The sequence below is a fragment of the Vibrio bathopelagicus genome, from assembly GCF_014879975.1.
In the GTDB taxonomy this organism is placed as follows: domain Bacteria; phylum Pseudomonadota; class Gammaproteobacteria; order Enterobacterales; family Vibrionaceae; genus Vibrio; species Vibrio bathopelagicus.
On sequence record NZ_CP062500.1, the window covers coordinates 2,090,584 to 2,109,497 of the forward strand.

Annotated in this window: 15 protein-coding genes and 1 pseudogene; 2 read left to right on the top strand and 14 right to left on the bottom strand. The window is 44.8% G+C overall.

Features of this window, described 5'->3' with window-relative positions:
• Window positions 1-3 precede the first annotated feature (3 nt).
• The 14 genes and pseudogenes from IHV80_RS09205 to IHV80_RS09270 all read right to left on the bottom strand — a co-directional run.
• Window positions 4-1,587 carry a cytochrome ubiquinol oxidase subunit I gene (locus tag IHV80_RS09205; protein ID WP_192888817.1) on the bottom strand — a complete coding sequence of 528 codons (1,584 nt, stop codon included), beginning with the start codon at window positions 1,585-1,587 and terminating at the stop codon, window positions 4-6.
• A 174-nt stretch (window positions 1,588-1,761) separates the two neighbouring features.
• Window positions 1,762-3,180, bottom strand: coding sequence for an aminotransferase-like domain-containing protein (locus IHV80_RS09210; RefSeq protein WP_192888818.1), 1,419 nt, complete (start codon window positions 3,178-3,180; stop codon window positions 1,762-1,764).
• A 225-nt stretch (window positions 3,181-3,405) separates the two neighbouring features.
• Window positions 3,406-4,854: a lytic polysaccharide monooxygenase gene (locus IHV80_RS09215; protein WP_192890751.1), complete on the bottom strand. Its 1,449-nt coding sequence runs from the start codon at window positions 4,852-4,854 to the stop codon at window positions 3,406-3,408.
• A 387-nt stretch (window positions 4,855-5,241) separates the two neighbouring features.
• Window positions 5,242-6,687, bottom strand: a complete 1,446-nt coding sequence (gene gbpA, locus IHV80_RS09220) for an N-acetylglucosamine-binding protein GbpA (RefSeq protein WP_192888819.1) — start codon at window positions 6,685-6,687, stop codon at window positions 5,242-5,244.
• Between the two features lie 420 nt (window positions 6,688-7,107).
• Window positions 7,108-7,467 (bottom strand): DUF6559 family protein, encoded by a 360-nt coding sequence (locus IHV80_RS09225; protein ID WP_192888820.1) that lies wholly within the window; start codon window positions 7,465-7,467, stop codon window positions 7,108-7,110.
• 91 nt (window positions 7,468-7,558) lie between these two features.
• The gene (btuD, locus tag IHV80_RS09230) at window positions 7,559-8,317 is read right to left on the bottom strand and encodes a vitamin B12 ABC transporter ATP-binding protein BtuD (RefSeq protein ID WP_192888821.1); all 759 of its coding nucleotides are present in this window, start codon (window positions 8,315-8,317) and stop codon (window positions 7,559-7,561) included.
• Window positions 8,304-9,299 carry a vitamin B12 ABC transporter permease BtuC gene (btuC, locus tag IHV80_RS09235; RefSeq protein ID WP_017104468.1) on the bottom strand — a complete coding sequence of 332 codons (996 nt, stop codon included), beginning with the start codon at window positions 9,297-9,299 and terminating at the stop codon, window positions 8,304-8,306. The genes btuD and btuC overlap by 14 nt, the downstream gene beginning before the upstream one ends.
• 132 nt (window positions 9,300-9,431) lie before the next feature.
• On the bottom strand, window positions 9,432-10,460 hold the full coding sequence (locus IHV80_RS09240) for a succinylglutamate desuccinylase (RefSeq protein WP_102307313.1): 1,029 nt from the start codon (window positions 10,458-10,460) through the stop codon (window positions 9,432-9,434).
• Window positions 10,461-10,718: 258 nt separating this feature from the next.
• The gene (locus IHV80_RS09245) at window positions 10,719-12,515 is read right to left on the bottom strand and encodes a M3 family oligoendopeptidase (protein ID WP_192890752.1); all 1,797 of its coding nucleotides are present in this window, start codon (window positions 12,513-12,515) and stop codon (window positions 10,719-10,721) included.
• 147 nt (window positions 12,516-12,662) lie between these two features.
• On the bottom strand, window positions 12,663-13,280 hold the full coding sequence (gene cobC / locus IHV80_RS09250; protein ID WP_192888822.1) for an alpha-ribazole phosphatase family protein: 618 nt from the start codon (window positions 13,278-13,280) through the stop codon (window positions 12,663-12,665).
• A gap of 9 nt (window positions 13,281-13,289) precedes the next feature.
• Window positions 13,290-13,883, bottom strand: a complete 594-nt coding sequence (gene cobU / locus IHV80_RS09255; RefSeq protein ID WP_192888823.1) for a bifunctional adenosylcobinamide kinase/adenosylcobinamide-phosphate guanylyltransferase — start codon at window positions 13,881-13,883, stop codon at window positions 13,290-13,292.
• 26 nt (window positions 13,884-13,909) lie between these two features.
• Window positions 13,910-14,716: an adenosylcobinamide-GDP ribazoletransferase gene (locus IHV80_RS09260; RefSeq protein ID WP_192888824.1), complete on the bottom strand. Its 807-nt coding sequence runs from the start codon at window positions 14,714-14,716 to the stop codon at window positions 13,910-13,912.
• Window positions 14,713-15,753 (bottom strand): nicotinate-nucleotide--dimethylbenzimidazole phosphoribosyltransferase, encoded by a 1,041-nt coding sequence (gene cobT / locus IHV80_RS09265; RefSeq protein WP_192888825.1) that lies wholly within the window; start codon window positions 15,751-15,753, stop codon window positions 14,713-14,715. The genes IHV80_RS09260 and cobT overlap by 4 nt, the downstream gene beginning before the upstream one ends.
• An 89-nt stretch (window positions 15,754-15,842) precedes the next feature.
• Window positions 15,843-15,950, bottom strand: a pseudogene (locus IHV80_RS09270) (flavin reductase family protein); the annotation flags it as partial.
• A 621-nt stretch (window positions 15,951-16,571) separates the two neighbouring features.
• Here IHV80_RS09270 and IHV80_RS09275 point away from each other — a divergent pair.
• Entirely contained in the window at window positions 16,572-17,267 is a 696-nt protein-coding gene (locus tag IHV80_RS09275; protein WP_192888826.1) for an NAD-dependent epimerase/dehydratase family protein, read from the top strand.
• Between the two features lie 185 nt (window positions 17,268-17,452).
• Window positions 17,453-18,823: an L-cystine transporter gene (locus IHV80_RS09280; protein ID WP_192888827.1), complete on the top strand. Its 1,371-nt coding sequence runs from the start codon at window positions 17,453-17,455 to the stop codon at window positions 18,821-18,823.
• Window positions 18,824-18,914 lie beyond the last annotated feature (91 nt).

Genomic DNA, 18,914 nt, shown 5'->3' on the forward strand with positions numbered 1-18,914 from the left:
ACCTTATTGTTGAACTTGTTGTGCCAATTTGGCTTCAAGTGATGTTGTTTGTTCATAGTGATAACGGCCCGTTTTCAAACTGCTTGGGCCTTTTTTAGCAACGGTAATCATCAAGTAGCTTTCAACAATGATGAAGACTGTATAGAGGCTAATAATTAGCGCGAGAGACGTAAGTAGGTTTTCAACGGTTTGCGAAGATGCCGCGACCGCAACAGGAAGAATTTCACCGACCGCCCATGGTTGACGACCATACTCAGCAACAAACCAACCCGCTTCGATTGCTACCCAAGGTAATGGGATTGACCAAAGCGCTGCCTTCAATAGCCAAGGCTTTTGAGTGATGTTTTTACGGTAGGTTTGTAAGAAAGCCGCGCCAAAGACAAACAACATAATGAAGCCACAACCCACCATGATTCGGAATGACCAGAACAGTGGCCACACAGTTGGGATTGAATCGTCGGCTGCTTGTTGGATTTGCTGTTCAGTTGCATCAGTCACGGTGTCTGTGTATCGCTTAAGCAATAAGCCATATCCGAGGTCGTGCTTGGTTTGATCAAAGGCTTGTTCCGTCTCATTTGAGGTGTCGCCCGCTAGCAAACGCTCTAGCAATTCATAAGCAATAATGCCGTTTCGAATACGCACTAGATGTTGCTCTCGCAAGTCATGAAGGCCAGTCACTTGCTCATCCAAAGATCGCGTTGCAATAATCCCCATCACATAAGGGATTTTCACAGCGAAATCAGTTTTACCTTCCTCTTGGTTTGGTAATCCGAACAAGGTAAAAGCCGCAGGAGCAGATTCTGTGTGCCATTCAGCTTCAATCGCTGCCAGCTTTACTTTTTGAACGTCACCCAGTTCATAACCAGATTCATCGCCCAATACAATAACCGAGACAATGGCTGCCATGCCGAAAGACGCGGCCACAGCGAAAGAACGCTTTGCAAAGGCTACATCTCGACCTTTCAGTAAGTAATAGGAACTCACACCTAGGATAAACATCGCACCACAGGTATAAGCAGAAGCTACCGTGTGTAGGAACTTAACCTGCGCCACTGGGTTAAGGACCACTTCGGCAAAGCTGGTCATTTCCATACGCATGGTTTGGTAATTGAACTCCGACCCAATCGGGTTTTGCATCCAACCATTAGCAACCAGAATCCATAATGCAGAGAAGCTAGAGCCCAACGCCACTAGCCAAGTCACAATAAGGTGTTGGCGTTTAGATAGCCTTTCCCAGCCAAAGAAAAATAACCCAACAAAGGTCGACTCAAGAAAGAACGCGACGAGGGCTTCAATCGCTAAAGGCGCGCCAAAGATGTCGCCTACATAGTGAGAGTAATAAGACCAGTTTGTGCCGAACTGGAACTCCATGGTCAAGCCAGTCGTGACACCCAAGGCAAAGTTAATACCAAACAATTTGCCCCAGAAGCGAGTCATGTCCTGATAAATTTGCTTTCCGGTGAGCACATAGATCGATTCCATGATTGCCAATAAGCAAGACATACCGATAGTTAATGGGACGAAGAGAAAGTGGAACATAGCGGTTAGCGCAAACTGTAAACGCGACAATTCAACTACATCAAACATTTAAGCTCCAAACATCATAATGATGGCTTTCATATTAAGAATTGGAGCATATTTCAGCATAGTTACCACGAACCAAACTAGAACAGATTGATTAGTAAAAAACAGAACAGATTGTGTATCCAGTCAATAAATGACTAGCGTTGAGGTGAAAAAGACGGTAACTCAGCCAACGGATTAAGCTTGCAGTTCCATGGTTCTGATTAGGTTGCCTAGCGTTTGAATTGCTTCTGCGATTTTGTCGTCGCAAGCATACGACCAATTAAGTCGAATATGATGGGAGAACTTCTTGTCACTGCTGAATATGATCCCTGGCGCGACAGATATGTTGTGTTCAAGAGCTTGCTCATAAAGTGTCTCAACACAAACAGAGTGAGGCAATTCTATCCAAAGGAAATAGCCACCTTGGCTTTTATGAATCAAAGTACTTTCAGGTAAACTGGACTCTAGAAGTGCTATATGTGCCTTCTTCCTTTCATTCAGAAGTTTGCGAAGCTTTTTAAGGTGGTTATCATAGCTATAAAACGTCAGGTAGTGAGACAAGCCAAGTTGAATAGGAATACTGCTGGAGAGTGTCGATAAGTGCTGTAATCGTTGAATCTTTAGCGCTTGTTTGCGTGCCACTACCCAACCAATTCGAAAGCCCGGCGACAGTGATTTGGAAAACGAACCACAAAGCATGATCTGTTCATCAGAGTCATAGGCTTTGGCAGGCAAAGATGTTTGATTACCAACGTGAAGCTCTCGGTATACATCGTCTTCGATCATCGGGATCTTGTGTTGATTCACCAACTCAGCCAATCTTTGCTTGTTGCCGTCACTCATCGAATAGCCAACCGGGTTCTGAGATTCCGTCATGAACCAACATGCTTTGATGTCCATTGATGCGAACACCGACTCCAACACATCTAAATCTATACCCGTTTCAGGGTCTGTTGGTATCTCAACTGCCGTCAGGTTAAGCCTTTCAATGGTCTGCAACGCGCCATAGAACGCAGGATACTCGATAGCGACCAAGTCACCTGGATCTGTGCAAGATTGTAGGCAGAGATTAAGCGCTTCCATCGCTCCAGAAGTAATCACAATATCGTCAGGCAGTACATTTAATCCATGCATTTGGTAACGCTGGGCGATTTGCCTACGGAGTGTTTCACTGCCTGGAGGTAAATTGGTGAGCATGCTGTTATCGGGCATTTGGCGACTGGCATTGGCTAAACTGCGCGACAATGCTTGATGCGGAAACAAGGCAGGGTCTGGAAATGCCGAGCTAAGTGGAATGATGCTAGGGTCTTTGGCTCGTTGAAGCACATCGTAAAGCAGATCACTGATCTTCACGGGATACGGTTTGATGGCTTTGTGTTGCACGTTTTCTGAAGTGAATATGTTCCTGCGAGGTAACACGAAATAGCCGGATTTGGGCTTTGAGCGCACATAGCCTTGGTCTTCAAGCTGTTGATATGCCTGTAACACCGTTTCGATACTGAGTTTGTAACGCTTACACGCATCTCTAATTGATGGGATCTTCTCACCACTCAACCAGATGTTTTGTTCTATCTGATTCTTGATTGTATTGGCGAGTATCTGTGATTTTTTCATCAAAAAGTCTTTTCTATCTAATGTGCAAAAGATTACTAAACCGTGGCTATTCGAAGTACTCGGACATTCAGGTATAACAAAGCCCCACCCTAAACCCAATTACCCTCACGGTCGACTTGTTTATCTCTCCCACAAGAAAAGGCACCACACTCATCAATCGAGTGTGGTGCCTTAGTTACTTTGTTAGTTAGTAACTTACTTTAGGTTAACTAGCTAACTAGCTAACTAGTTAGCTGGACGCCAAACGCCCCACTTGTCGTTTTCGTAAGTCGCTTTAGGGTTTTCACCACCCTGAATCCACCATTGTGCTTTCCATGACTGGTTAGAGTAAGTCACGATTTCACCGCCAAGGTAAGTTGCTGATGAATCCCACGAGCCTGGGTCTGGAGTCGGATCAGGATCCGGCGTTGGATCTGGGTCTGGTGTTACGCCACCGTCATCAGCAATCACTTCGAAAGTGAAGGTTTCAACACTTTCGCTCTCAATTGAACTAGCAATGAACGACAGAGTCTCGTTCGCTGTAATCGCAGTGGTATCAACCACAATTGAAGCTGTGCCATTGTTTTGAATACTAACTGCAGAACCTTGAGTCTGTGTTAGGTTTGCTGCTTCGCTTGTTGCAATCACAACCTTGTCGCCAGCATTAACGACGTTGTCACTCTTCACGAGTTCGTAGATGTCGCCTTTTAATGGCTCAACACCACCTTCTCCACCATCAATCAGCGTTAGCTGACCAGAAGCACGGCTATCTTTTGAGTTAAAGAAGTTACGTGAAGGGTCGTTTTGGAAGTACATGTAGTGTTGCATTTCAGCGTGCCAGTCACCAATGAAGATCGCGCCATCTTTAAACTCTTCATGCCAGCCGTTGATTTCTGAAGCCAGTAAGCGAGCCCAATCGTTAACGTTTGTTCCATCAATAACAATGTCAAAGCTACGCGCTACTTCACCGTATTTGTTGATGATGTCGTACTTAACTGTATCACCAATTTCTGGCGTACCAAACTGATCAGAAACAAACAGATCGCCACGAACTAGATCCGGTTGTGGTGTAGGATCTGGCGGAGGTGTTGTACCGCCCGCGATGGTGATGTCTGAACAGTTGTAGAAGCCTTCGCCAGCTGCATCGTCACGTTGCCAACGTACATATAGGATTGCATCGCCAGAGCGGTCTGAAGGAATCGTCACGTTAATACGGTATTTACCGCCGCTAACAGGAACATTGCCCACTTCTTGGATCAAATCTAAGTCTCCCCACGCTAGGCCTTTGCTCAGATCTGCGTTTGGTTTGGTTAGGTAGAACTCCCAAAATGAAGGATTGTGTGGCGCAGTCGCGTTGAATACATATTCAAATGTACCTGTGCTTAGCTCGGTGCGAGTCCAACCGGTATGAGGCGCACCCATACCGCGCTTTTGCGAATCATTGGCATAACACAACGTGCCATCAGGAATCGCCGCTTTAACAGCATTGATGTTGTTGAAATCTTGGATATTTTTCGCGTACTCGTTACGTTGAACGAACGGGTATGAACCAGAAATATCTTTTGCTTGAGCACATGCGGCGTTAGGTGGCGTACCCGACCAAATCCCACCTTGCTCGTAACACGTGTTCTGACGTGCACTTGGAAATTCAGACCAGCCATGAGCATTTGCCACTGACGGCACACTCGATAGCATAGCCATACCTACTGCTATTTTTAGAATGTTGTTATTTATTGTTGTCACTTTCCCACTCTCTTTTATTTTACCCTTCACACAACACCAACAGGTCACTTATCAACCAAAGTTGCAGTTCATGGGTTTATCGTTTTTGTTTAAAGAACAACGAAAATATATACGTCAATTTTATCAATGATAGTGAGTTTTATATTGATAGGAATCAGAGTCACACAACTCAAAGAAATGCGTTGTCGATAGATGATGTTGCTTCGAATTATTGGATTTCAGTATTCTGTCTTGATTGGAGGCATAACATTCAAAGTGAATAAAAAAGCGGCTTAACAAGTAAGCCGCTTTGGGTTTCCCTATTCAAAAGAGAATCAAATCAGATAGGTAAGTGAGATGTTAGTCCAACTTTTTCCATTGCTGTTCAACCCAGTTTGGATCGGCAGCAACACCTGGCAAGTAAGCTTCGTTGTTGCATTCTGCCGCCCAAGGGCCGTAACATTGATAGACACCCTCACCTTCGAATAGGACGATGTCTCCATCCACATAGCTACCGAAACCTTCTGGGTAAACATAATCATGTTCAGGCGGTGGTGTGCCAGCTTCAACCAAATGGAAGTTCAACGTCTGTTGCCCTACCAACTTGCCTTCGCTGTTTTTCACACTCACGACTAACATGTGGTGGCCAGCTTCTGATTTGGATAAAGGCAGTGCTACCGATTCTGACGAATCATCTTCTACTTCACCACTCCAATGCGCTAGTGAATCACGCCCGTGGTTATAGACAGTAAGCTCAGCTTGAGCGTCACCTTCGGCAATCAATGTAAGATCCAGAACCGTCGCTTCATCCCCAATGATGTATTCAGGCTCTAGCCCTTCAACAGTAAGTGATGTATCTGGTTCTGGCACCTCAACATCGTAGCCTATTTCGACACGCTGGATATCGCTGTCTTTATTGACGTATATAGGGTTCACGCCATAAATAGGAGCGAATCCGTTTTCACTCCATACACCAGACTTAATATTGTTGTTCTCTTCATTAACTTTGGTCGCTAATGCCTTTGACCAATTCTTTGGTTGGCCATCCTCGCTATTAGCTATCTCAACACGAGTACTTAGGGCTGGGTTTTCACCCGTCCCATCAAATACACGCGTATATACCGCGTCACCTTCTTTCAAATTCATCGTAGGGATTATCTGCCCTGCTTTTTCCCAACCCGGTAGTTGAGAGTCGTCGCCATCAAACACGACATCAATTGCGTTGTAGAAAGCCTTATCTGTATCGCCGACATCCCATACAGCAAGAATTACGTGATAGCCTTCCCTCTTTGGTACATCACAGGTATGGGTAGCCGTGTCTTGTGTCATAGTTCCATTACCATCAACTTCACAGAAAGGTGTAAGGTCAAACGAAGCACGTTCCAGTGGTGAGTTTTGGTCCCAACCTTCTTTCGTGATGTAATATTTAAAGCCAGCCGCGACGTGGTTAGCCTTAAATGTCCACTCAAACTCTTGAGAGCCCGCTTCGATTGAGCGTTTCTGCCAGCGCTCAGAAGTTTGCTCATCTAGGTTTCTAGCCATTGCTATTTCGGCACTGGCGATGTAACCATCAGCTGGTCCATGGTCAGGGAAGCCATCAAATCCTTCCACACTTTGTGGCTCATATTGTATGTTGCCACAGTCCATGTTCTTCGCCTGACCCTCTGAGTCTTCTAGGTGACATAAAGCAACACGGCTTATGATGTTGCCATCGTCATTCAATGACACAAAACCGTGTGCCATTGCACCACCACAGACCGTAGACAAAGCGATAGCTAAAGCCGTTTTCTCGATTTTTATTCTCATAACCATTCCAAATTAAAGACTTTATTTTCCAAGCCGCAGGCTAATTGTATTGTCCTGTCAGCCTATTTGACTTTCTTGCATGAACTGACAACCACACTTCATTAGTCGTTACTTGGCTCGAACATTAATAAAGTGGGTGCATATCGTTCAACTTGAGCATGGGTGATGAAGATTGGATTATTTAGTCAATAAACCTAATTGATACTCAACAAAGATGATATGAGGTGGAAGGTGGCTTATATATCTGAAAAACATGAGGTTTACCCAGAAAAGAAATGAAGTAGTTACTGGTTGTTAAAAGGATTTTAGGCTTGTTTAATAGATGGGTTTTAACGAATAGAGAGTTTTTGAAAAGGAGCTTCTCGTCAAAATAACGATTTTAACGAGAACAATACAGGAAGAAATAAGTGGTATCAGGCTTTAGTAGCGGCTATGCATGCCCATGCGATGTGACATGTCGTCGTCCATACGACCACCCTTCCAGCCACTACCACCCAGAAGGTTCAGAATATCGCGTGCGTTGTAGTCCTCGCCAACGAAGAAGTCATTCGACACATCTTTTCGCAGCAATTGAATGGTGGTCGCCAGTTCAGTGTTGAGATCTTGTGGATCAGCAAACAGCGCGAAAGCAATTTGTTGCTGACGCTTACTCAGGTCTTTAGAGCTAGTTTCTACTTGTCCGATAGAGAAGAAATCACGGCTTCCGTAGCTCTTTACCATCTTTGCAGACAGAAGCCTAATTACTTTTTTGATTCTTCGCTTTTGGATGTATCTAAACATATTTGATCCCTTTACTCACTCGTTTCAACCCAATAATCAGCTTAACCAGATGACCTTTTTAGCAAATACTCTTTCTAGCCAAACGCTCTCTCTAACCAAACAGCAGATAGGTTTGATCATCGACTGAGATACTTTTAACGTCAGTATTGAACACCGATTCTAACTGCTCAGGGGTAAGCACTTGTTCGGCAGTACCAGAAGCTTGTAATACGCCTTTGTCGAGCAACAACACTTGGTCAGCGTGTCTTAGAGTCCGGTTAAGATCGTGGTTTGCCATTATTACTGTGATGCCCTTATCTGCTACTCGTTCAATAAGTTTGTAGAGCAAAGCTTCTTGCGCAATATCTAACGGAGCTGCGGGTTCATCGAGGATCAATAGCTTGGCGTAAGGGTTAAGAGTCGGCCAGATTTGTAGACACATGCCCGCCAAACGAACGCGTTGCCACTCACCGCCAGACAAAGCTTGAATAGAGCGATGAAGTTTGTCTGCAATGTCTAGCATCTGGCTGATTTCGTCCAAAGCCGTATTGATTTCAGCATCAAGGCCATGTGAGGAGCTTGGCAGTGACAACGCCAAGTACTGGAACACCTCTAAGTTAAAGGCTGGCCTTGCGCTTTGACACAGATAAGCACGACGTAATGATAAGTCTTGTAGTGACAGTTCCGACAAATCCTGCCCGTCGAGCTTGATATCGCCTTTGTAACCATCACCGATACCAGATATCGCTTCCAGTAAGGTACTTTTACCGCTGCCATTGGGGCCAATAACGTGAGTCACCTGCCCTTGCTTGAGCTCGAATGATAGCGGTAATAAACGAGCGCCGACGCTCAGGCTCTTAATTTGAATCATGATTTTTAATTAACATCCAAATGAAGATAGGCGCACCAATACTGGTGGTCATCACACCCAATGGTAGTTCTGCTGAATCTAACAAAGTTCGTGCACAAATATCAGCAAATACGAGCAGCGCGGCACCTGCAACGGCAGACAAAGGAAGCAGGTATCGGTTGTCGGTGCCAATCGCTAAACGCAACAAGTGTGGCACAACCAAGCCAACAAAGCTGATTACGCCGCCTAATGCCACCGCGCAGCCTACTAAAATAGACACAGCGAAGATCAAACGCCAACGTAATCTCGGAACGTTCACGCCTAACTGAGCAGCATGAGTCTCGCCAATCATGAGCTTATCTAGCTTACTACCTTGCAGACATAGCCAAATAATCACGGGAATCATTACTAACGTGAGTGAGTGTTGATACCAAGTAACACCGCCTAAACTGCCCATCAACCAGTACATCAATAAGCGAAGGCTGAGGTCATCACTAAAGTAGAAAGCCCACGTCACCATCGCACCAGAAAGAATGCCTAACGCGACCCCCACCAGCAGTAACTTGGCTGTAGTCAGTCGCATCGTTTTGACCATGCTCACCAGAATCACAGTAAAACAGAGTGACCCTAAAACTGCTGCGACCATGAAGAGTTCAGGTGTGGGAGCAAACGGCAAGAAGAACAGCACGATCACCATGGCTAAGCTCGCGCCACCGGAAATACCGAGCACACCCGGCTCTGCTAATACGTTGCCTAATAAGACTTGTAAGCTTGCGCCAGATACAGCCAAACCTGCCCCAATAGCAATAGCTGCTAAGAGTCGAGGTAAGCGTAAATCAATCAGTAGTTTTTGTTCTAACGTGGACAAGGTGCCCAGAGGGGAAATGAAGAGATCGCCAACCATTAGGTAAATTGCACTCAGCGCGACAAGCAGTGCTGCCATCAGATAAATGGCTCGCGTCCATTTGCGCTGTTTTTGGTGAAGAAGTTGTTGGAAATCCATATCAAGCTACTTTGAAAATGTTCGCGTAACCTTACCTGTATACCCAAATAAACTCAAGGCTCACACCGTAATGTGAACCTTGATATTTCAACCAGTTGAGCTGTTGTTTAGTCGCTTAAATCCGACTCAGTATTAATCGTACACAAGCTGACCGTGGTCGAATCGCGTTTCAACTTCACACACCATCAAGGCAGCTCGTTGACCAATAGCAACGTTTCGATTTGGGAACACCACGGCTTCGTTTTCATTCTTCGCCATTAATGGTTTGTCACCATCATGACCAAACACTTCACCGTGTTTAAATGCGGTAAAGTTCTCTACAGAATCAGAGAACATGAAATCGAAGTCATCATGCAAGCGAACAATAGTGCGGCTCACACGATACATGATGGTTCGTTTAGGTAGATGCTCTGGCTCAGCTTCAGCGATCAAGTTACGCATCGCCAAATCAAAAGCAGTGAGCTTATCAAGTTGGTTTTCACCAATTCTTGCTACCTGACCCAATTCCATTGTCAGAGCTTGCGCTTCGAAGTTTTCAGCGCTGTACCAACTGAAGGTGCTCGTTGGTGCATTCGACAGCAACACAGCTTCAACGTGGGCACTGTTGATGAAATCGAAAAGCTCCTTGTTGCGTACTTCGTGGCGAACCTTAGGGCTCACAGCGAACGAGTAATGCTTAGATAAACGGATTGCGCAGTGCAAATCTAGATGCCAACGAGTGGCAGGTTCCGTTTCTTTGTAAAACTCAGTAACCAAGAACTTCAAGTTCTTAGCGATATCCACTTCTCGATTGCTTTCGTGCTGCTTTTCATCAAACAGACGATTCATATTCACATCGAGAAAACGCGTATGCGCATTGGTCGCTTCTGGGTGAGCGATGATAAACAAGCATCGAGCATTTACTACTTGAAAGCCTGTCTCAATATCCTCAACTAATTTATCTACTAGCTCCATAGGTGAAGTTTCGTCACCATGAACACCTGTTGAGAAGATGATGTTCTTAGTTTCAGAATTATAATCCGCGGGAATTACTTCCAATACACCACGTTGATGAAGCTTAATTTCAACACCGTTACTCAGTACGGTCTGTCCTGCAAACACTTCTTGCTCAAGATCTAGGCTGTCAAAAAGAAATGATTGGCGAAAGAGGGTCTTCGTCATGCGCTACTCCTTAATTGCACGGCCGTATGTTAATAAATTGTACATAGAAATTGTGTCGCTAGGATCGCACTTATCAACAGAAACTCCGTTATCAATCACAAATACTACCCATATATTTTTATATTACCTGCTGGTTTTACTAACCGACATCTGTTCCAAATAACTTTCTCTATCCAAAATAACTTTGGAGGATCACAGCAAGATAAGAGCCACGTAAGCTAACACAGCTCTGACCTGCTATGAACAGATTGAGATCAATTAATCTTCCTGATTCAGCAATCTTTCGAATTCATCGATTTGAACTTTGACCATGTCGATGCTTTGTTGCCAAAAATCTGCTTGAGTTAGGTCCATTCCGAGATGCTTTTGCACCACTTCCTCTGCCATCATGCTGCCAGTATCACGAAGCAATGAGACATAATCACTATAGAACTGTTCGCCCTTAGCATCACGTTGTGCATAAACGCCTTTACTGAACAGGTAGCCAAACAGGTATGGATAGTTGTAGAAGCTCACTTGAGAGATGCTGAAGTGCAACTTACTCGCCCAGAAATAAGGGTCGGCTTCTGTCATTGCATCGCCGTACCAATCTTTCCAAGTGGTTTCCATCAAGTCACACAATTGTTTAGCCGTCAGCTCGCCTTTCTCACGCTGCTCGTAAAACGCTTTTTCAAACTCAAAACGTACTGGAATATTGACCATCAAAGCCAATGAAGAAGAAAGCTCTTCCCACAGCATTTCAAGTTTCTCATTGCGTGTTTGTGCTTGTTGTAACAAGTGGTCACGAACGATGTTTTCAGCGAAGATTGAAGCGGTTTCTGCGAGCGTCATTGGGTAGCGAGTTTGACACAACGGCATGTCTTTCATTACCCAGTTATGGAATGCGTGGCCCAACTCGTGTGCCAATGTCATTAAGTCAGAGCGGCTACCACTCCATGTCATGAACACAAGTGGCGTGCGTGTCGCGGCAAACTTAGTGCAGTACGCACCTAAACGTTTATTGGCTGCTGGTGCGGCATCAATCCAACCGTTCTCAACCATCAAAGCGACGAAGTCAGCCATTTCTGGGTTTACTTCAGCGAAAGCAGTTTTGATCACTTCGATCGCTTCATCAAATGGGTAAACCTTAGATTCAGCGTCACCCAGTGGCGGCATTGCAGCTAAGTGATTCCAAGGCTTCATTTCATCTAAGCCGTGGACTCTTGCCATCAACAAACCCGCTTTCTGACCAACAGCTCGATTGGCTTTTGCCACCGACATCATGGTGTCTAGCGTTTCTGGCACGATGCGGCTGCCATGTAGGCTTGGATCTAAGAAATGTACGTCGCTTATTTTTGAGCGCTTTTTGTTTTCAGTCAGTCGCCATCCAGCAAGTGCGTTTAAGATCGAAGCAAAAGACTCTTGATGCGTTTTCATCGCACCTTGAACCGCGCGCCATGCAGGTTCTTGTTTGTCGAATTCGCTGCCATACAACAAGCTCGCCGCTTGAGAAAAACCTAGAGCTTCGTCTTCACCGTCCAGCTTTAACGACAGTTTCAATGAACCCGTCAAGTTGTCGTACAAACGTCCCCACCCATCACGGCCATCAACCTTCATCGCGGCTAATAACTGCTCTTCAGCAACACTAAGGCGACTGCTCGACAGTTTGCGCGAGCTTTCAATAGCAAAGCGCTGCCCTGCTACATCGGCACTATCATGCTCTAATACGGCATTCACAAATTCAGGTTCTGCGTGAATCAACGTGTCTTCATAAGGGCTGAATGCTTGAGACATTTCGGAGTTCAATTTAGCTACACGGCCAAGCAGTGCTTTTGCTTCCGTGTGTGTCGCGTCGACCGATGCGTGGCAGTTAGCAAAGGTATTGATAGTGCTGAGTAACGTGCCTGCTGCTTCTGAGGTCTGGATTGCGTTTTGCATTGCCAGAATGATGTGACGCTTTTCAACGTGCAGGTACAACAGTTCAATACACTGTTGAATCAGTTCGATGTCTTGTTCAATTTTTGCATCATCAAGATCGCGATAAGCAATGCTTAAATCCCAACTCGGAGTTGTAATGACTAAATTCCTTTCACGTAGGTAGTAATACCAATCTGATATAGCGGCTGTTAACGCCGCTTTATACTTTTAGTTACTTTTAGTTACTTTTAATACTTCTAATATTTTTAATAGATTGTTAATTCTTAAACTGTGTTTTTTGAACACTCAGAGAACAGGTAGCCCTATCGCTTTCACGCTGATAAAGCTCTGCGCAAACTGAGTGACTTGAATATGAGTTATCGACGCATTCTCAATCGATAACTTCGAATACAAGCTCGGGTTTTTCCAATCAATATCAAGGCAATGCGCCAATAACATTCGAATTACGCCACCATGAGTAACCAGCAATAGATTGTCACTTGGATCATTCAAAAGTTGCGACCAAGCTTGAGTTACTCTGTTATGGAAGCTCTGTAAACTTTCCGCGCCGGTCAGTTTATGGTTTGCGGGATCTTGCCAGAAGGTTTCTAACATCGCCCACTTGTCTTCAAGTTCATCAAATGCGACCCCGTCAACTTCACCAAAGTTCATTTCCTGGAAGTCTGGTGCAAAAGATAAAGGCACTAACATACGCTCCGCATACAAGCTCGCGAGATCACTGCATCGTCGTAATGGCGAGGTAATAACACCATCGAAAGCGACATCGTTCTGAGCCAACGCATCACAAATCCGCTGTTGAAGCTTTGGGTTAACCAACACGTCAGATAAACCATTCAGTGCAGCTTTCCCTTCAACCTTGCCATGTCTCAGTAAATAGATATTTTTGGTAGTTCCATTGACCATGAGTGCGACCTAGCCTTGCGTATTTATAGAATGGTTTGAAGGTTTTAAATTCAGTGGTAATCCTGCGGCTATCAGCGTAACTCGTTCGACAACGCGAGCAAGCGCTTGGTTCATTCGCCCTGCATTGTCTACAAACAAGCGCGACACTTTACCCAGTGGCACCACGCCTAAACCGACTTCGTTAGACACCATAATAATGCGTGCTGGGCTTTGCTCTACGCTTCTAACCAAAGCTTCAACCACAGCTTCGACTTGCTCATTGGTCGCATCCTCACCCAGTTCAAAAATGATGTTGTTCAGCCATAGTGTTAGGCAGTCAATCAGTACTACATCATCTTGATTAAACGACTGCAGTTTCGTGGCTAATTCGACAGGCACTTCATGCTCAATCCACTGTTTACCGCGACGATCTTTATGATGGGCGATTCGTTCTTGCATTTCGTCGTCCAAATAAGTGGCCGTCGCAATATAGTTGAGGCGTCCATTTGAACATGCTTCAAGCGCACATAATGCTTGTTGCTCTGCAAAACTCGATTTGCCAGAACGTGCACCACCTAAAACAAGATGACGATGACTCTGATGCGCTTGATTATTCGTTGTCATATGTTGTCCCTGAAGTCCTGAATGATTTACATAAGGCCGTTATAAAAAGCAGCAGCGAACGCAACGTAAATCAGTAGCTCCATCAACTGTTGAGCCGCACCTAAGCAGTCACCAGTAAAGCCGCCAATTCGAGCCATTAACCACTTTTTAAAACCTGTTCTGAACAGATAGGCGACGACAGATAAAACCAAAGCGAACTCAAGACCAAACCACAGGCTAGGCAGAACGCCAACAAGCAATAGAAAGACAAGTTCGCCCCAAGTTTGCTTATTGGCCAATGGCTTACTTTTACTGGTATCTAAATCGCTGACGTAGGGCATGTCGTAAATCAGTGACGCAGCAATTGCACGGCTAAAGGTATAACTGGTAACTATAACCATAAACAAAGCAGTCATGTTGACCAATTCATTCAATAGCACCCACTTTCCAAACAGGGCCATAACCAGTGCAGACGCGCCATAAGTACCAATTCGACTGTCTTTCATGATGGTCAAACGGCGTTCTAAAGTCATGCCGCCGCCAATGCCATCCGCCATATCGGTCAAGCCATCTTCATGAAAAGCACCCGTCAGCATTAAGCTAAAACTCATCATCAAAAAGATCGCAAGCGTACTCGGTAATACCACATCGAGCAGTAAGAACAGACAGCCACACAATACGCCAAGCAACAAACCGACCATTGAGAAATAACGACCCGAACGGTTCATTCGTTCCGATGAATAGGGTGTATTCTTCGGCATTGGCAAACGAGAAAAGAAGCCCATTGCCAACGAAAACAGCTCCCATTGATAAGCAGCGCGATCTTTCAACGATCTTTGTGGCATATCACTCATTCAACCGTGACTCCAGCGCTCTCGAAGCTCGCCATGTTGTTGTAAAACTCTGCCGCCGCTCGGATGATTGGCATTGCCAATGCAGCGCCTGTACCCTCGCCCAACCTCAGCCCAAGATCAAGCAACGGCTCAGCATCTAGCAGCTCTAATAGGATTTTGTGCCCTGACTCTTCAGAGCGATGCGCAAAGATCATGTAATCACGGCAGTTAGGCTCAATTAAGGTCGCGACATATGCAGCGACTGATACGATAAAACCATCGACCAATACGGGGGTTCTGTTTTGATAAGCGCCAAGGAAAGCACCGACCATTTGAACGATTTCATAACCGCCGACCTGAGCTAGTACCTCTTTAGTATCTTTAAGCTCCAAGCCTTTGCAACGAACAACACCTTGCTCAACCACAGCCACTTTTCGCGCAAGTTGATCATTGTTGATACCAGTTCCTAGGCCAACACATTCAACTGCAGTGCGGTTTGCTAGTGCACTTAAAATCGCTGAAGCGCTGCTGGTATTGCCGATGCCCATTTCACCAAACATAATGATATTCGTGCCATTCGAAATGGTTCTAGATACAAGCTCTGTACCCAGTTCAATCCCGCGTTCAACCGTTTCTAAACTCATTGCGGCTTCGTTGGCAAAGTTATTGGTTCGTGTACCCAAACGCTGGGAGATCAGCATTGGGCTATCAGATTCGACTGGTAACAAAATCCCAGTATCCACCACCGTAATATCAATGTTGTTCACCGCACAAAAGCAATTGATCGCCGCGCCACCGTTTAAGAAGTTCAACACCATTTGTTGTGTTACAGCACTTGGGGCAATACTCACGCCTTCGTCTGCAATACCATGGTCGCCAGCAAAAATGATGATGCTTGGCTTGTGTAACTTGATATGTTCAACCGCTGAGCCTTGGCCTTGACTCTGAATTAACGCGAGCTGATGTGCCACTTTTTCTAATAAACCAAGAGCGCCTAATGGCTTAGTTTTTTGGTCAATACGATGTTGGATGTACGGTGAGTATTTTGTATCTAGCATAATTTTAGGGACACTTGATTTTGAGAACACGTAATTAATGGACAATGAGTTTCGAGAACTCGAGTTCTTTGTACGTTAATGGATAACTCTTATTTAGGGCGAGTGACGGAGAAGACATCAGGAAGCGTGGCGTATTCACCACCATCAGGTCGAGATAAAGGATCAATCTGGTTGGGAGCAAGAGTATCAAACTTGAGGTTCATAGCACGTCCTTGGTCTATGTGGAATACGACTCAGTTTACGTGTTAAGAAGAGCTGTATCCATGGCTAAGTAACAGAAACCACAGAGAGTGTTCTTAATTTAAACAGTTCACGCCCATTTTTCTCAAATTGAGAATCAAATTAACGCCCCCTAAAACAACCACATCGCTGATAACATAATTATCAGTAACTTACGTTTTGGCATCGTTTATGCTTTATTTAGAGTACTTATTGATCTCTCCATTGATAAGATCGTGCAGTGAACTCCCACAACACTGACACAACACAAAGAAACACTATTGATTGAAAGACAGCTCAAAAAATGGTTTAGGAGGTGTGATGATTCCCAACTCAAGTAAAAGAAAACCAAATAAATCAAATAAGAAAACGAGTAAAAAGGTAAGGAAAATCCCACTCTCCTTCACCTAGCAAGTAACAAAGTAAGTAACAAGCCCGTCGCCCAGCGGGCCTTGTTATATTTGGGGTTCAACTTCCTAGCCCCTCAACCACACCACTAGCTATTAAGTATTAACCACTCGTTTATCAAACTTTTATTCGCTTAAATTTCAAACACTCTTTATATTAAACAAGCATTTGCAAACGGGTAAAGGATAGCTATGAGCATTTCAGGAGACAAAGCATCAGTCATCGTTGCAGGGGCAACAGGACTGATAGGTTCAGACGTTCTGGATTTACTCATAGACGAGCCCGCGGTCGAGCATATCTATGCTTTGTCCCGAAGAGCACTTGATTCTCATTTTAACTCCAGCAAACTCCACACGCTCATTCACAGTGATCTGCAAGTAATAAGCTGGGATGACACCAAAGCGACGCCCAACTTAGGAATTATCTGCCTAGGTACGACCAAGAAAAAAGCCGGTTCTAAAGAAGCATTGCGTAAAGTCGATGTTGAATTAGTCAGCCAAGTGGCACAGTCGATGAAGTTCTTAGGCGTTCAACGTGTCGCGGTAGTATCAAGCTATGGAGCATCCGTCGATTCCTATTCACACTACCTCAAGTGCAAGGGGCAAATGGAACAAAACTTAAAACGTATCGGTTTCAAGCAATTGTTTATTGCTCGTCCTGGTCCTCTTGTTGGCGAAAGAGCCCAGCCACGAGCCGACGAAAAACTCCTACAAAGTATCTTTCCTCTGCTGTCACCATTTATGATTGGTAAATATAAGAACCTGCGCCCTATTCAGTCAAAAGACGTGGCACAAGCCATGTTGTTCCGATTATTCGAAAATAATTTCCAAAATATAGAAATTTACTCGTCAAGTGACATGCTCAATTTATTGGCAAAATATCGCTAAAAAGCTCACCTATTCATCACAATGTTGAATATCCACCCATCCTATTGAGTGGATATTACTAATCGTTCTATTAAATTACTTTTCCTTATTTTACGTTTTGTTACAGGTCGCTACTGTAGCTAACAGTATTTGCGCCCATACATCCAAGCACCCTATAGATTTAAAGAAATTCATAAGGAAAACAAATGTCATTTTCAGCTATCGCTGCCTTAGCGGTATTCACTGGTATCCTCTTTTTTCTCTACGGACAGCAGAAAAAAGAAAACACACTTTCTCGCCTTGTTCTATTAGGTTTAGTTTTTGGTAGTGCTTTCGGCCTAGGTTTACAACTGCTATTTGGTGAAGGCAATCCGGTCGTCAAAGAAACTTTGGATTGGGTAAATGTTGTTGGCAGTGGCTATGTTGGCCTATTAAAAATGGTGATCATGCCATTAGTATTGGTTTCAATGGTTGCGGCAGTAGTGAAGCTTGAGAAAGGCGGTTCACTGGGCAAGATTTCTGGTATCACTATTTCAGTATTACTGGCAACAACGGCGATCTCTGCAATTGTGGGTATTGCAGTGGCTCAGGCATTCGGTCTTTCGGCAGAAGGCTTAACAGAAGGTGCTCGTGAAACGGCTCGTATCGCAACACTAGAAAGCCGCATGGGAAGCGTGTCTGACCTAACTATTCCACAAATGCTGGTTAGCTTCATTCCAACTAACCCGTTTGCTGATCTAACCGGTGCTCGTTCTACTTCCATCATCGCGGTCGTTATCTTCGGTGTGCTTACGGGTATTGCTGCTCGTAAAGTGATGGCTGAGAAAGAAGAACTAGAGTCACCAATTCGCACTTTCGTTGAAGCGGCTCAATCTATCGTAATGCGCTTAGTTAAGATGATTATGGCACTAACGCCATACGGCATCGCGGCATTAATGGCGAAAGTTGTCGCAACATCAAGTGCTTCAGACATCTTAAGCCTACTGGGTTTCATTGTTGCTTCTTACGTAGCAATCATCCTGATGTTTGTTGTTCACGGTGTGTTAGTCTCTTTTGTTGGTGTAAACCCGAAAGAGTACTTCCAAAAAATCTGGCCTGTGCTGACATTTGCTTTCACCTCTCGCAGTTCTGCAGCAACGATTCCACTGAACGTCGAAGCTCAAATTACTAAGTTAAACGTTCCACCAGCGATTGCTAACTTGTCTGCAACTTTCGGTGCAACAATTGGCCAGAACGGTTGTGCGGGTATCTACCCTGCCATGCTAGCAGTCATGGTTGCGCCAACCGTGGGTATCGACCCAATGGACATCAACTTTATTCTGTCTTTGATTGCGATTATTACGGTGAGCTCGTTCGGTATCGCGGGTGTGGGTGGCGGTGCAACTTTCGCAGCGCTTATCGTCCTGCCAGCTATGGGTCTTCCAGTGACTATTGCAGCTCTACTTATCTCTATCGAACCACTTATCGATATGGCACGTACTGCGCTTAACGTATCAGGTGCAATGACAGCCGGTACGATTACAAGTCGTATACTGGGTAAGAAAGAACAAAAGGAGTTGGAACAAGCGAACGCTTAATTCGACTTCCTTACCGAAGAGCGATTAAAGCTTTTGGTATGAGTAAGCAAAAAACCGATGCAAATGCATCGGTTTTTTATTATCTGTCTTT

Bases quoted from the DNA above. Each gene is read 5' to 3' on its own strand.
- IHV80_RS09240 (WP_102307313.1), bottom strand. From the start codon at position 10,460: ATGACGAAGACCCTCTTTCGCCAATCATTTCTTTTTGACAGCCTAGAT.
- cobC (WP_192888822.1), bottom strand. From the start codon at position 13,280: ATGGTCAATGGAACTACCAAAAATATCTATTTACTGAGACATGGCAAG.
- btuC (WP_017104468.1), bottom strand. From the start codon at position 9,299: ATGGATTTCCAACAACTTCTTCACCAAAAACAGCGCAAATGGACGCGA.
- btuD (WP_192888821.1), bottom strand. From the start codon at position 8,317: ATGATTCAAATTAAGAGCCTGAGCGTCGGCGCTCGTTTATTACCGCTA.
- IHV80_RS09260 (WP_192888824.1), bottom strand. From the start codon at position 14,716: ATGAGTGATATGCCACAAAGATCGTTGAAAGATCGCGCTGCTTATCAA.
- gbpA (WP_192888819.1), bottom strand. From the start codon at position 6,687: ATGAGAATAAAAATCGAGAAAACGGCTTTAGCTATCGCTTTGTCTACG.
- cobT (WP_192888825.1), bottom strand. From the start codon at position 15,753: ATGCTAGATACAAAATACTCACCGTACATCCAACATCGTATTGACCAA.
- IHV80_RS09280 (WP_192888827.1), top strand. From the start codon at position 17,453: ATGTCATTTTCAGCTATCGCTGCCTTAGCGGTATTCACTGGTATCCTC.
- IHV80_RS09275 (WP_192888826.1), top strand. From the start codon at position 16,572: ATGAGCATTTCAGGAGACAAAGCATCAGTCATCGTTGCAGGGGCAACA.
- IHV80_RS09205 (WP_192888817.1), bottom strand. From the start codon at position 1,587: ATGTTTGATGTAGTTGAATTGTCGCGTTTACAGTTTGCGCTAACCGCT.
- IHV80_RS09225 (WP_192888820.1), bottom strand. From the start codon at position 7,467: ATGTTTAGATACATCCAAAAGCGAAGAATCAAAAAAGTAATTAGGCTT.
- IHV80_RS09210 (WP_192888818.1), bottom strand. From the start codon at position 3,180: ATGAAAAAATCACAGATACTCGCCAATACAATCAAGAATCAGATAGAA.
- IHV80_RS09215 (WP_192890751.1), bottom strand. From the start codon at position 4,854: ATGCTATCGAGTGTGCCGTCAGTGGCAAATGCTCATGGCTGGTCTGAA.
- cobU (WP_192888823.1), bottom strand. From the start codon at position 13,883: ATGACAACGAATAATCAAGCGCATCAGAGTCATCGTCATCTTGTTTTA.